11 protein-coding genes are annotated in these 13,841 nt (G+C 60.0%); 7 read left to right on the top strand and 4 right to left on the bottom strand.

All coding sequences use genetic code 11. The features are described from left to right. The first annotated feature begins 149 nt into the window (after positions 1 to 149). Complete coding sequence (locus tag J5226_RS02130) at positions 150 to 962, top strand: hypothetical protein (RefSeq protein ID WP_215838220.1); 813 nt, start codon at positions 150 to 152, stop codon at positions 960 to 962. Positions 963 to 1,050: 88 nt separating this feature from the next. Here the strand turns inward: J5226_RS02130 and J5226_RS02125 are convergent, their stop codons facing one another. The 3 genes from J5226_RS02125 to J5226_RS02115 all read right to left on the bottom strand — a co-directional run bounded on the left by J5226_RS02125 (position 1,051) and on the right by J5226_RS02115 (position 7,378). After that, positions 1,051 to 1,866, bottom strand: a complete 816-nt coding sequence (locus J5226_RS02125) for a hypothetical protein (RefSeq protein WP_215838219.1) — start codon at positions 1,864 to 1,866, stop codon at positions 1,051 to 1,053. A gap of 7 nt (positions 1,867 to 1,873) precedes the next feature. Beyond that, on the bottom strand, positions 1,874 to 6,523 hold the full coding sequence (locus J5226_RS02120) for a hypothetical protein (protein WP_215838218.1): 4,650 nt from the start codon (positions 6,521 to 6,523) through the stop codon (positions 1,874 to 1,876). Between the two features lie 105 nt (positions 6,524 to 6,628). Next, positions 6,629 to 7,378: a hypothetical protein gene (locus J5226_RS02115; RefSeq protein WP_215838217.1), complete on the bottom strand. Its 750-nt coding sequence runs from the start codon at positions 7,376 to 7,378 to the stop codon at positions 6,629 to 6,631. A 193-nt stretch (positions 7,379 to 7,571) separates the two neighbouring features. On the opposite strand from J5226_RS02115, the gene J5226_RS02110 reads away from it, so the two are divergent. Continuing rightward, positions 7,572 to 8,396 carry a hypothetical protein gene (locus J5226_RS02110; protein WP_215838216.1) on the top strand — a complete coding sequence of 275 codons (825 nt, stop codon included), beginning with the start codon at positions 7,572 to 7,574 and terminating at the stop codon, positions 8,394 to 8,396. A 90-nt stretch (positions 8,397 to 8,486) separates the two neighbouring features. On the opposite strand, the gene J5226_RS02105 is transcribed toward J5226_RS02110, so the two are convergent. Further along, positions 8,487 to 9,473 carry a hypothetical protein gene (locus J5226_RS02105; RefSeq protein ID WP_215838215.1) on the bottom strand — a complete coding sequence of 329 codons (987 nt, stop codon included), beginning with the start codon at positions 9,471 to 9,473 and terminating at the stop codon, positions 8,487 to 8,489. Positions 9,474 to 9,571: 98 nt separating this feature from the next. On the opposite strand from J5226_RS02105, the gene J5226_RS02100 reads away from it, so the two are divergent. The 5 genes from J5226_RS02100 to J5226_RS02080 all read left to right on the top strand — a co-directional run bounded on the left by J5226_RS02100 (position 9,572) and on the right by J5226_RS02080 (position 13,367). After that, entirely contained in the window at positions 9,572 to 9,868 is a 297-nt protein-coding gene (locus J5226_RS02100) for a hypothetical protein (protein WP_255322968.1), read from the top strand. A 229-nt stretch (positions 9,869 to 10,097) separates the two neighbouring features. Beyond that, on the top strand, positions 10,098 to 10,607 hold the full coding sequence (locus J5226_RS02095) for a hypothetical protein (RefSeq protein ID WP_215838214.1): 510 nt from the start codon (positions 10,098 to 10,100) through the stop codon (positions 10,605 to 10,607). Further along, positions 10,597 to 11,883: a DDE-type integrase/transposase/recombinase gene (locus J5226_RS02090; protein WP_215838213.1), complete on the top strand. Its 1,287-nt coding sequence runs from the start codon at positions 10,597 to 10,599 to the stop codon at positions 11,881 to 11,883. Before J5226_RS02095 ends, J5226_RS02090 begins: the two co-directional genes overlap by 11 nt. Further along, positions 11,873 to 12,424 carry a Mu transposase C-terminal domain-containing protein gene (locus J5226_RS02085; protein WP_215838212.1) on the top strand — a complete coding sequence of 184 codons (552 nt, stop codon included), beginning with the start codon at positions 11,873 to 11,875 and terminating at the stop codon, positions 12,422 to 12,424. Before J5226_RS02090 ends, J5226_RS02085 begins: the two co-directional genes overlap by 11 nt. Continuing rightward, positions 12,417 to 13,367: a TniB family NTP-binding protein gene (locus tag J5226_RS02080; protein WP_215838211.1), complete on the top strand. Its 951-nt coding sequence runs from the start codon at positions 12,417 to 12,419 to the stop codon at positions 13,365 to 13,367. The genes J5226_RS02085 and J5226_RS02080 overlap by 8 nt, the downstream gene beginning before the upstream one ends. The last annotated feature ends 474 nt before the right edge of the window (positions 13,368 to 13,841 follow it).

Raw genomic sequence — 13,841 nt, 5'->3', positions numbered from 1 at the left:
AATAGGCGGCCTCTCCTGCGACACCCGGCGACCACAGTGTCGGTCCGAGATCGGAGATCTGAACCAGCCTAAAATTTCGTCGCTTCAGATACCGACTTCTCGCGAGCGCCTTTTTAGCCTGTCCGCACTTCTCTGATATCCGGAACGGTATGAGCACACCGACTAGCAAGGCCAGACAGTTTTGCGAGGACCATCTTCGCGGGGAGATCAAATCAAACAATGCGGCAGGGATTGCGTTCAGTGAGTCTCGGGTTGCGACTCACCTGCTGGGTCGTGGGGGTGAAATGGAGGCGGTTTACGAGGAGATCTATCCCCAGCTGTGCCGGGATGGAGTGGCTTACAAGATCTTTCTGAATTGCTTGCTTTGGTCAGGGGCATATATGCACCCTGACAATATTGCTAAGGAGCGATCTGACCGGGCGGTATTGCAAGAGGTCAATCTCAAGATTCAGAAGCATGCGGAAGCCCTTGCCGTCTTGTTGGACCAGCGATCGGGCCTCCACAACCGCTCAGGGTTCAGTAGCGAAACGTTGTATGACATCTGCGAAATTATCGAGCAGGCGAGTGAATGCAACGGTCGATTTCAGTCTTTCTTGAAGGGGCCGTTGGCGGCGTTGCGGATGCAATTTGATTTGAAGTATTGGCCCTCGCCAGCCGACTGTATCCGTGTCTTGAGCAAGGATGCTGCCGATGCTCGGATCGCTCCCTCTGATCCAGTTACCGAAGCGGCAACGCGGAGCAAACGTGCCTCCAAAGCGGATTTCATTCGCGGCATGCTGGAGCATATAGAAGAGAATCGTGGCGACTACTATGGTCGCCTTCCGCGCAAATTCACTCTTTCATGTGAAGCCATCGCAACCATCGCCAACGTCCTGCTGAGCCTGCACGGGGATGAGCTGGTCGATGCTGTCTACGTGAAGAACCTGCGCCATCGCGACAGGGAAAAGTCCTTGTCGGATTGATTACTGGCCCGCTCTCCCAAGTTGCTCGCGGCTGGTAATGGCTCAGTCCGCGGCATAGGAATCTTTCATTTGTATCGGTGTCCGCACACTAGCTGCGATGCCATGGATCGAGCATTTCTTCCCGCGAGATATCGAACTTGATCGCGGATTCCCAGGCGCCGGTGGGTGGGGCGGCTTGCGGTTTGTAAAGGCCAGCGAAGACGCGAGGAAAATTGTCGATCTTGGGGGCAAGATAGTGAAACGCATAAATGTCGAAGGCAAAGATGCAGCACGGATCGCCGTTGCTTAAGTGCGACCACACACACACGTATCGGAATTTTCCGTTGTATGCCGTTATCGTGTCCGCGGAACCGGTAAGGAGTGCTCGTCGGATGGTGGCACCGAAAGCGAAGAACTGATCCAAGGCCTGGATAGGACGTCCCGTTTCTAAATCCGCTGCTGGCAACGGAACATGCGTCGCATCGAGAGTTTTCCAATGCAAGTGTTGTCGATAGAGTAGTGCATGCATGCCGCGATAGATGCGCTTGGTCATTGCAACGAGCGGTAGGTTAGTGACGGCGGCGGCCTCCTTGTTGTTGAACGGAATCGAGTAGGCCTCAAGCTTGCTCGTGAGATCGAGATTGAAGCTCTTCTGCCGATCATGCAGCGCATCGGCGACGATTCCGACAATCTCGTCCGCTTCCTTCCAGCCGTTGTTGCATGCGCGATGCGTGGGCAGGATGATGGGGAAGTTGGTCCGGTCAGTCGCGGAGAAAAAGCCCTTGGGCGGGCAGTGATCGCGATCCACGTCAGCGTCCGCCAACTGACGGCCGCACAAGTAACAAAATGTCGGGCTGCCGTGCAGCCTTAGTTGCTTCTGGGTGGATATCTCAATTGGCTGAACCAGCCGCGGTTCATCGGGCATGATCGACTCATTCCTCTGTTGGCCCTGTCGGCGTGTCGGGAAGGGGATACTCGTCGAACGCCAGCCGGCGCGCAGCCTGAGCTATGGCAATCGCCTTCTTTGCCGGCTTCGCCGCTTTCGCGGCGGTCTTTTGTTTCTCGGGTTTCGCTACTAATTTGCCTGTCGCCTTCTTCGTGGTCTTCTTTGCGGCCTTCTTGCTGGCCTTCTTCGCAGTCGTCTTGCTAGCCTTTTGGGCTGGCTTCTTGATCGCGGTGCGTCCCTGCGGCTTGGACCGCATGGTGAGATCAATCCCGATGACGCGTATCGCATCGACGTGCGGAAAGTTCTCCGCGACTTTTGTCCAATGCGCTAGCAGTCCTTCGGCGAGCGCCTCCACCGACCTGACGCGGCTGCCGTCGGGAAGGTCCCAGTAGACGCGACCGCCTTGGTTCATCAGGAGAAAGATGCCGCGGCTGGACCGTTGATCTCGAAGGTAGTCGTTGCACAGCTGGTTCTCGAGCCGCTCGGCTAACTGCGCCCCGGACCAAAGGTTGGCCAACTTCAATTCGACGGGCACCGGGTTATCGAAGGTCATTCCAAGAAAGCGGACATCGGTGCGCTTCTTATCCGCGAACTCTTCTTCCTGCGCGATCTGGTAGTACCCCAAGCCCCGGGTTCTGCACCAATCAGCGACGACGTTTCTGACCGCTGTTTCCTCGGGCGCGAGCAGTACTTCTGCGATGCTGGTCTCGCCATGCTCGAGAAAGTGCTTGAAATCAAGTAGGCGATCGACGGCCAGATCGTACAACTCCAGGGGAGTGAGCGGCGTGCGCTCCAAACTCTTCTGGAACTCCCGTACCTGACTGACCGGCCAGCCGGGGCGGTCTGCATCGGCGGCGGCTCGTGCCTGCGCCAGTCGCGCAGCCCAGTCGCGACCGCGCTTGGAGGGATGCTGGCTAGCGATTCGCCGAAGCGCGAAGTACGCGTCCTGGCCCGGCGTGTCGCGCAACGGTACGAGTAGCGCGTCACGCGCCTCTTGGGCGTCGTCACGCAGGATTGGGCTGTAGACACCTTGGCCCGCTCGCCGTAGGTCCTCGTCTTCGAGAATGTACTGGTGCATCAGCAGGAACAGCGTCGTCAGATGGGGCACGGTACGGTAGGCCTCGCGTGCCACGCGACGCTTACGATGCCCACCGGTGAGCGCGGTTAGGCAATGCATTGCAAACTCGAGCTGTTGTGCCTTGTCCGGGAGCGCAACCAGATGCGCCGCCAGCGCTGGTAGTGCCTGCTCGGGCTCCACGCCGATCCAGGCCGCAAACCACGCGGCGGCGAGTTCACCTACACTGCTCGCGGCGTGCTTGCTCGCGAGTGCGCCGATTTCCGCACCGGCCAAATCCGAGCCAGCCAGAATGGTTAGGATCTGGCGCAAGTGCGCTGCGCTCAGCGGTGGCGAGTTCAGGCGCTTAAGCAGCTCCGGCGCGAGGTGAGGCCACAACCAACTACCGACGCCGCTGACGTCACTCAGCACGTAGTGACTGGGGCTGTCGATCGCGACCGCCGCGCCAAGTTCGTAATCAATTTCGCCCAGCACGACTTGCAGCACTGGTTCCGGGTGGGTCGCGAACAGCCGCGGTAGCCACGGTGGGAAGCCGTTGAGTTCTTGTGTCGCATAGCGCGTGGCCAGATCAGCCTCGTCCGGCGTCAAGTGCGTCGCCCAGTCGCGCGACTCGCGCGATTCGAGCAGTAGACCTGTCAAGCCAAAGACGGTCGTCTCCGGCGTTCTGTTGGCCTCGGCGCCATTTGAAAGCAATTTCGGCGTGTTGGTTCGCCAAAAAGCGATCGCGCCGTCGCGAAACGCTGTGGCCACGTCGTTGCCGAACTCGGGAATCAGCGATCGCCACTTACCATCAGTCCAGCGTGACGAGCTCTTATCGAACTCGCGCATCCGCGTAGATAGGTAGTACTGACTATTACGAACTCTGCCATCTGGAAGGGGAGTCCGCAAAGTGTCCACGTTCGCCTTCAGATAATCGCGCCACTCTTCCCGATTCGCTTCGATCTGAGCGGCTTTGCGCGCAGAACGCTCCTTCCGCCGCGCCTCTTGCCGCCGCCACTTCTTAATCTCCCCGGATTGCGGGCCGAACAGGACGGCCAGCGCGGCCTCGAGTTCAGGCACGCCCTTGGCGCGACGGCGCAAGCGCTGGCGCCAGCGGGGCAGGCGCCCGTTGTCCCGATACAAGATGAACGCTACGGACAAGGCGACCTGGCGATCTTCCAGCAGGGGGCGGTCGCCGATTTCCTTTTCGATGAAGTCAAAGTCGTCGGTGGTCAGGCTCCAGTAGTGCCCGAAGATACCGACCCCCCAGATGTCGACCAGCGCTTCACCTGATTTCTTCAGCCGGCGTGCTCGAGTGCCTTCCACGTCCGCCCAGAACAAGGCGCGATTTAGCGGTGCCCAGGCGCTCACGTGTTCCGCCAGGCGCACACTGTCTTCGCGGTCGTCGTTGTCGCCCAACCGTACCGCGGCCGGAATCCGCAGTAGCAAGGCCATCGCCGGCGCTTGCAATGTGGCGGGATCCCTAGCCTGCACGAGCCGGTCCAATGCGGCGATGGCCGCGCCCATCAACCAGTTGTACGGCAGGCGCCCTCGGCCTCCGTCGTCGTCAGGGCTCTCAGCTGGAGCCATCAGCGTCTGGAGACCCTCGACGAGTTGCGGAAGCAACTCGGACGGCATGTTGGCGACGAAAGCCTCTACGGCATCAGGCAGCGGATCGATGCTGTGGCGCTGCCTGGGTTTTGCGCCGACGCAGGCCCGCAGCAACCAAGTGACGCCGGCGGCATCGTGAGGCAGCGTCTCGATGGCCTCGGCGACCCACTCACGGTCGGGTGGCGTGGTGCCGCTCAACAAGGCCGATCGGACCGACACTCGATCGACGTCTGTGCCCAGCACCGCGATCGCGCGCAGGGCAATCAGACGCACGTTGAAATCGGTCGCGCTGCTGGCGATCTGCTTGGCTTCGTCGAGAACCCCAGCAATCTCACCCTGCCAGACCATGCGCATCAGGAAATAGACGACATCATCGTTGTCGCGATGGGTGGCCAGCAGCGCCTTGATATGGTCAGCTAGACCCGGCTCCGCGAATCGCTGAACGGCCTGGAAATCGTTCAGGGAACTGTGCCCGGGGTTGCTCGCCAGTTGGGCGCACGCCTTGCTGAGCAAGTCGCGGCGCATGTCGAGTGGCAGTCGACTCGGATCGCCGCCTTCAAACATGACCTCGGGCGCCACGCGGCGAATCCGTGCCAACACGTCGGGGTCGTGCAAGGCGAGCCACGGCAAGACGCCACGCATTGCCGGCACGACAACCTCTTGGCCATATTGAACTCGAAAAAGAAGTGCTTCGATTCGGGCGCGGGAGGCATGGTCGACGAGGCGGCTGTGCAGCCACTCCGCGGTCAGGAACTCGCGGGCTTTCTGAACGTACAGGCGAACGGCGCCGAACTGACCAGCCACGAACAGCGGCCGCATCAGCAGCGTGCGAATATCTTTTTCCGACCAATCGAGGAGGTCACCCGGCTCGACGCCGCGCAGCTCGGCGGGGGCATCCTGCAGGCGAATCTCCGGCGCCTGCATCAGCATGTTTGCCACGGCGAGAGTGCGTGCTGCCTGGCGCAGTTGATCACGGGTCAGCGTGGTCGCTTCCGCGCGGTCCTGGTCGACTTCGGCCAAGCGGCGGGCGATGGTGGCCTCCGTGAGTTCAAACTGGCCGCCGATCTTTCCGTTCGCATTCCAGTAGTCGACCAAGCCTTCCAGGTCGAGTGGCCGGGCGGTTTCGGATTGCGCTTGTTTGCGTTCGACCGCCTTCATGAAGCCGGGCACGTCAACGACCTTCTTGGCGCGCACGAAGGTCTCGACCTGCTTGTCATTCAACGTGTCGAAACCGACGATAAGGACTGAGTTCGACTCCACTTCCGACGCTTCGGCTTCCTCTCCTTCCATCGTCTCTTCGGTCACGCCGTCGCGCTCTGCATCGTAATCGTCATCCGCTGTGTCGAGCTCGACGTCCTTGCCTTCGACGCCATCAAACGCTTCGTCGTCGCCCTGCGGCGCTGGCGGCTCCTCGCCTTGGGCTTGCGTGACCGCGGGTGTCGATGATTCGTAGGGCAAGTGTTCGCGAATCAGCTCGCGATCCGTGCGTGCGCGCCACGCGGCTTCCCGTCCAGTGATGACGATGTGCGCCCGCTGCAAGACGGGCTCGAGTGCGCGGCCAACATAATTGATCGCCCGCTCGAACTCCTTCGGGCTCTTCAGTCGGGCCTCGTCGACCGAGTCCAGAAATATCCAGCCCTCATCGCCAGACTTGACCCACTGCAGGAACTGCTCATGGTTCCCAGCGGCCTTGTCGAACGCGCCGGCAAAGTCGGCGAGTACGTTTTCGATGCGCAGGAAAAAGGCCATCCGGCCTTCGGCATGCAGGAGCTTGGCGCGATGTCGAATTTCAAAGGTCTTGCCCGAGCCGCCACCAGACAGGATCACGACGCGCGGGCGGGCGAGTAAGTCAGCCCACGTCATCTGGCCACGCCGACCGAACGGTTGCGTCAAGTCGACGTCGTCGCTCTTTGCGCCGGTCGCGACGCTCAGATGGAAGGTCCGGTCCAGTTCAATGAAGGAATCGCTCAAAGTCGCACCTGTCTGTCGCCGCCCCACGGAGATGGTTGAACTGGGGCCGGGCGGGGTTCCCGTGTCCGTGAATCAGTATCAAGTTTCTCCCAGCCCCTCACGACTTTAGTTGGGGCGGATTAGCCGTATGGTGTCTAGATCGGTGCGGTCAGCCTCGATGTGGTCGATCGTGACACTCAGCATGTTCTCAAGGTACTTACGCCAGCCGTCGAAGAGCCGCTTTACGAAGTCTGGATCGACAGGGGCGAGTATTGAGCGACGATTGAGGTTCATCCACACCAGTGCGTCCTTGTCCGTCATGGGACTGGAGGCCCGCATGTTTACCGTGAAGTAGATGATCGAGTGTATAGAGCTGCACGAATTCCCTATGGCTTTGCCAATCAAGTAGCGGGCTGCATCAGCTTCTAGGCCGAAATTGCCGTCGTTGGCGATGAGCAATAGCCCTTTTGCGTTTGCAATTCCAAGTTCCCCTGCGGTGCTGCGGATCTGCTTATTGGCTTCGACTATTCGGCGCTGGATTGCTGGGCGAAATATGTCGATGAGTTCATGCTGGCAATGCTCAGGAAGTTGCCGCGAGTTGATTCGGTTTGTTCCGTACACGAGCCCTATGGTCCCATCCTCCATCCATCGATCAAACTTCTCTTGGATCTTTCGCTGGAGTCCTGCATCGTCGGTTGTGTCGGAAACAAGCCGTTTCAACTCTCCAATGACGCCGATTTCCCGGAACAGGTAGTCTGCGTTCTTGAAGCTGACTCCCGTGCCGAGCGTGTCCTCTAGTACCTCTCCGCCAAAGGCGCGAATAAAATCGGCGAACGCGTGCTCAACATTGATGGAGGGCAGGGGGGCGTTAGACATGGCGGCTGATTATTGGGCTGTCTCGAGTATAGGGCCCTGGTGCCGGAGCATAGAGGCCACCGGGTGTGCCGCCGGTCTGAGCTCCTTTTAGTCAGGCATCCGGTTGGAAGCACCCTTGCGGGAATCTCACTGGCTGAGACGACAGATCTCCAGCATGCGCATAGCCTTCATTTCCACCGACAGGACGTAGCCCATGCAAATGGCTCCCCCGATCGAAGAGAATCCTTTGGACCCACCTCCCAGGTTTCCGAGATTGCGGGCTTGGTGGGACAGCATGGCGGGGCCGGCCCGTCTGTACTGCGCTGGCTGGGCGTTGGCCGTGGCCGGTGTCGTGGTGATGGCCGTCCATGGCATAGACGTGATCTCGGACGTTGTGTTCATGACGGGCATGGCGTGCTGCGCCATTGGTTTTGTCGTGGACGCCTATCTCTGGGGCGTCCGCCGACTCAATCCACACTTGATAAAGGTTGTCTCCAGCATCTTGGGAGTGATGGCGGCGGCCACTGCGGCGGGTGGTAGCGCGTGGACGGTTTCCGAGGCAACCGGCCAGGATCCGTCTCACTTCAAGACTACGATCGCATTCCTGACGCCTCTGTCGTTTATGCCGATCCTGGGTCTGGCAGTAATGGTCTGCGGCATCGCCGCGCTGCCGCTGCTTCTCTCCGTCGCCGGGACTAAGCTCGTTACACAAAAGGCGGACGGCGGCGCCTGGATGTTTTTCGCCAGGATGCTGGGCTACCTATTTCTTCTTCTCTTAGCATCATGGGCTGCATCAAGTTCCTACGGTGCTGTGACGCGTCCCTTAGCAGCACGTGCAGCCTATAGCCTCGACATGCATCGAGATCCGGGCTGCTCGGCGGTAGAGAACGATCGCGTCATGCGTATCAACGATGATCTAGTCATCGTCGGTCGGCTGACCAACGATGGCCCGAAGTTTTTGCGGAAAGCTTGCCCGTTGGTGGCTCAAGCCGAGGAACTCCCTCCTCCCGAAAAACGCCCGGTTCAAAGCGCTCATTGAAGCTGCTACGCAGTCTTGGTTTCTGGTGTCGCGTTCTCGGAGGCGCTTCCATCAGGCCGGTGCGACAGTGATGTCGTGGATTGCACCGTTTCAGTCTGCCGATCCGGTATCAAAGTCCTTCGTCGATGTCGGGCGTGATGTTCTTGACGAATCACGGGTCCGTTTTTGAGCCTTGGTGGGGCGAAGGGGCGGATCTGTGTTGCAACTAGCAACGGACCTGGTGTGGTGACGTCGCGGGCGTACGTGCTTGAAGTCTTCGATGTATTTTTTCGGTGGCATAGAAATGCCACGGAGCTCCGCTTCCATGCGTGCTCTATCAATTTTCCGCGCGACATCATCCCAGTACTCTGCACGACTTCCATCGTCGAGTCCCGCGATAGAGCGTTGCGTGGCTACTTCGCCAAAAGGCCATTCGAGATAGTCTGCAAATACTGGGACTAGAACGTGCTTCGTAAGACATAGGTGCGGAGAGTTGCCTACTACCGCGGCAAAGCAATCCATAAGAGCGAACTCATAGACATCGTCGAGTTCCGTCTGACCCATCAGGCGACGAAGTCGGTGGCGCCCAAGCAGAGCGAGGAACGCATCTGTTGTTCGCAGATCTGCCAAGGCGTTGATGGTGTCGATGTCGTCAGGCACTTCGCGTCGAAACGAACTTCGTGCAAGCGCTTCGGGAGACTCGTCCCAGACGCGACTTCGCGCTATTCCAGCAGGCAGCATTTCCAGCAAGCGCAACACAGTGTCCGCGCTCAAGTCGCCGTCGGTGAGTAATTGCCCGATGGGATGAGCTGCCCAGAACCGCAGTGCTGTATTCCCGTGCTTTTTCGAGATGGCATTGATTGTCTTTTCGCTCGGAATGGCGCCTACCAAGTAGCGCGCGTACTTCCGCGTTCCCTCTCCGCTGGTGGCGCCCCGTTGGGTGCCGACCCCCTTGCCGTCAAGGCTGGCCTCAATGCCCGTGGTCGTCCACGTCTTGGCCAGCAGGGCGAACTCCGCATAACACGCCGCCCCACGGAGCAGGGACAGGCGGTACTGCGCCTGGGCCGGGCTGGGGCGGGTCTCAGAGGCTGGCGACATTGGCGGTATTTAGAGGGGCGGCAAAGTACCGACTGCGGTACTTCAACGATAGCCGTTTCACCGTATGCAAGTCAGGACCTGGCTTGTACGGTTTCTGCATGGTCGATCAAGAACATGCGAGCACGGAGGGCCCGGCTCTGGGCGAGCTGGTCTTCCATTACGAGCAACTGCTGCTGGGTCGCTACGGACCATTGATCCGGGGGGCAGACCTGGTGCGGGTCGCGGGGTACCCCAACTCGGAGGCATTACGCCTCGCGGTTCGTAGACAGGTCGTGGGGTTTCCGGTCTTCAAAATTGCCGGTCGGCGGGGGCGATTCGCTCATGCGGGCGATGTGGCCCGCTGGCTGGCGCAGGTCGACGCGCATTCGCAAGTCAAAGGAGGATCCATGAGCTAACCACGCTCGCATTACCCTGCTGAGGCCCCAGAAACGAGAAAACCCAAGCGCGCCAACGCTTGGGTCCTTTGTATCTCGTCTTTCGGTGCAGCCGTCGAACTTGCCTGTCTCGACGCCTTTAGCCTCCCATGCCCGTCCCCTCGCGTCAAGGGAGGCGAGTGTGGTGTTCGGCCAAGTCTTGCTGCGCTCGGGCCTCAATCCATTCAAACCCCTGGATTGAGGAATCTCCATGTGCTGCATATCCGACCTGCGCGGCCGACTCGCCGTGCCCAACGATGACCTTTATGAGATCGAAGGTGTCGTTCCCGACTACCGGCGCATTCCCCTATCTCGGAGCACGCACATGCGTGGCTGGTACCCCGTTCGGGAAGGGCATCCGGCGGTCGCATTCGAATCCCGTTTGGAGTGCCGCGTCATTTCGGTGTTGGCGCGATACCCACAAACGGTATTGATCAAGTCTCAGCCGGTGACGATTTTTTACCGCCACGACGGCCGTGCTCATCGCTATACCCCCGATCTTCTCGTGCAACTATCCGAGGTGCCGCTAGCGTTGAAAGCGCTGGGGTTCGAGGCGCTGACCTTTGTCGAGGTCAAGCCCCAGCGCCGGGCGATCGAAGCGGAGGGCACGCTCCGGCGCCAGTTCAATGTAGTGCGCCAAGCCACAGGCCATGCCGTGGCACTGGTCACCGACTGGGACCTCCTCCCCGATGAGACTGAGGAGCGCCTCTATGGCTTCTGAGCTCAAGGTCGGGCAGCAGGTTCTCTACAAGGCGCTCTACGCCTCAGTACTTGAGATGCCCGGTCACGACACCGTGCTCATCGACTTAGGTGAGCTTGGGGTAGCCACCGTCGGCCGCAACGAAGTGATCGCAATTGCCCCGGCCAAAGACATCCTGGCAGGTTCAACACTCTCGCGTATCTCCAGTGAGGACTGGCAAAAGGCCGCGGGCCGAGCGGGCGCAATCCGCACTCTAGTAGCTGACGGAGCGCCGACACGCGGTGATGTGAAAGCGGCAGCTTCGAAGCTGGATCTGTCTGAACGGCAACTTTGGCGTTTGATTCGCGATTTCCGACAACACGAGACAACCAGCGGCTTGGTTATCCAGGTCACTGGTCGAAAAGCAGGGGCCAAGGTACTGCCCGCGGAAGTCGAGCGCGTGATCACCGAGATGATCGAAGCATATTTCCTTCAGCCTGAGCGTTGGACCAGGACAGCGCTGCATGAACGTACTGTGGCCGAGTGCGCGCGACAGGGGCTCAGGCCCCCAGCGTTCAGAACGGTTTCCTCAAGACTCGACGATTACCAGAACCGTGATTCGCAACGTAAGCGGATCGGCGCGAAAGCGGCTCGTTATCAGTACGAACCGATGCCGGGGCACGTCGAGGTCAGCAGGCCTCTGGAACGCGTCGAGATCGATCACACACCACTGGATGTCATGATCCGATCGGACGACCCCTACTGCGACTACGTTGGCCGGCCGTGGCTGACAGTCGCAATCGACGTCTGCACCCGCTGCGTCCTCGGAATTCACATTGGCTTCGAGGCGCCTTCAATCCTGTCGGTCGCGTTGTGCTTGACCCACTGCGTTCTGCCTAAGTCGCCGGCAGCCGAGTTCGGCGTTCCGTTGGACTGGATCATGCATGGCGTTCCGAAGGAGATCGTCGTCGACAACGGAAAGGACTTCGTTTCGGCGGCGTTTCGGCGTGGCTGCGAACAGTACGGGATCTTGCTGACGTATCGCCCAGTGGGTAGTCCGCACTACGGTGGAAGCATTGAACGCCTGATTGGGACGATGGTAGGGCAGTGCCATCTGCTCCCGGGAACGACCAAGAATTCGGTCAAGGCGCGTCGCGACTACGACAGCGTCAAACATGCCGCATTAACCCTGAGCCAAGTGCGCTCGTGGTTTGTGGAGCAACTACTGGGTCGCTACCACCTGTTGCCTCATCGCATGCTCCGTATCCCTCCGGAAGCCGCGTGGAAACGCGTCATGGAGGCCGAGCGTGCAGCGTGATCCATTGGAATTTCTGGCGGCCTTTCTACCGGGCGACTACCGGGTACTCACTCGAACCGGCGTGGAAATTAACAACCTGCAGTACTGGTCGGACGTTTTGTCATCTTGGGTTGGGCAGCGCAAGAAGGTCATGGTCACCTACGACCCAAGGGACATCACGTTCGTCTACGTACGCACACCGGGCGGCATGCTGGTCCGGTGTTCGGTGACAACCCCGGGCATCGCGGCCATCTCGCTGGCCGAGTGGCAGTCCCGACGCCGCTACGAAGACAGTCTCGGAAAAGACCCGGAGCGAGTCGCCAGAAGGCACGCCAGCATGCGCCGAAACGACGAGCGCGTTGCGGAGCTCAAGGCCTCCAGGCGCGTCCGCCGCAGGCGCGCCACAGAGGCCGCAGGGGACCAATTCCGTGGCGTGTCGGCCCCTACGCCAGAGCGCTCGCTGCCTGCGGACACCGCAGTTCACATCGTCACCGAATCCGAACTCGAACCGGCGGGTGACATCACCTCTATTCGCATTTACGAGATCGATACTTATGAATAATTTCGACGAAACCACTTTTTGCGATGACGATTCGCAACCGAACGGAAACCGCAACCCGAGCATCTCGGTTTCTGGCCGCTTGGAGCAGGCAACTCAGGCCCTCTTAGAGGCGCCCTTGGAGGCGCGTATCCAGCACGTGCTGCAGGACCGACTCGTTCGCTACCCCGCGTTCGATTCTGTGAAAGGCCAGGCCGAGTGGTTGATCTACGAGCCCAGGCAAACCCGAGCGCGTGGAATCGTTGTGAGCTCCGAACGCGGCAACGGAAAGACGACGCTCGCCCATATCATCAATCGTCAGTACAACGACCGCAGCAACCTTGATCGCCCGTTCGTGGTGGAGATCAGTATGTCGGGCGCTCGAGATGCACGTACCGTCTATGGCCGCATCCTTGAAAGCCTGGGAAGCCCGGCCCGGATATCCCACAGGGTGAGCGACCGGGAAACGCTGGTCAGCCGGCTGCTGCGCAGTGTGGGGTGCCGCCTCTTGGTGCTGGATGAAGTGCAGGACATCATGCTCGGTAACGAGCGCGAGCAGCAGCGGGCGCTGGAGGGCATCAAATTTCTGATGAACGAGTTGCAGATGCATGTGCTGGGCTTTGGCACCGACAAGGCTTTTCAGGGCTTGGCTAGCGACCCGCACTTAGAGGCCCGCTTTACTGAATACGTCTTGCCCCGCTGGAAAGCCGATAGCACCCTTGCCAACTTTCTGGCGACCTATGAGCGCTGTCTCCCGTTCTCCGAGCCGTCTCACTTGGGTCGAGAAGAGGTCGTCAAGCATATGGCCAAGGTGGGCGGTGGGACCTTGGGCAGGATCGTCACCCGGCTCCAGAACGCGGCGCTGGAAGCCTTGTGCGAAGGGGAGCGGTTCATAACGATGTCGCGGCTGGAAACCGCAGTCATGCGCCCGGCACGTTGTGCGATTCGTCCGCAGGGGAAGCCGTGATGGGCGGGCTTACGTTACGGGTGGACCCGCCTTACGAGGGCGAAAGCTTATCCTCGGTTATAGGGCGGGCGGCGCAGTTCTATGGTACGCCGCTGATGGCGTTATTGGCGGACCTTGGTCGACCCGCTGGATCTTCGGATCGGACTTACGATTTAGACCTCCGCCCCCATCCGCTCATCCAATCGTGCATAGGCGACGCTGTGCCGAACTGGCGCTCACCTGTGGACAGCCACCGAGGCTTTCATCACTGGGTCCTCGGATCATCTCATCGCACCTCCTATTGTGTTCGCTGCTTCGAGGAAGATCTGGCGCTGGGGAGGACGCCTTACTTTCGCCTTGATTGGGTGCCAGTGCTGGTGACGAGCTGTTGGAAGCATCGAGTCCCCTTGTTCAATTGGCTGGACGTCAGTTCCGGGGGGATGCGTCGGTTGCCTCGAGCATGGATCCAGCAATCGGGCGAGGCAGGCTCAGCGC

It is taken from the genome of Lysobacter sp. K5869, from assembly GCF_018847975.1.
GTDB lineage: Bacteria > Pseudomonadota > Gammaproteobacteria > Xanthomonadales > Xanthomonadaceae > Lysobacter.
The sequence above is the reverse complement of the archived record's forward strand: the minus strand, read 5'-3'. Positions and strand labels throughout refer to the sequence as shown.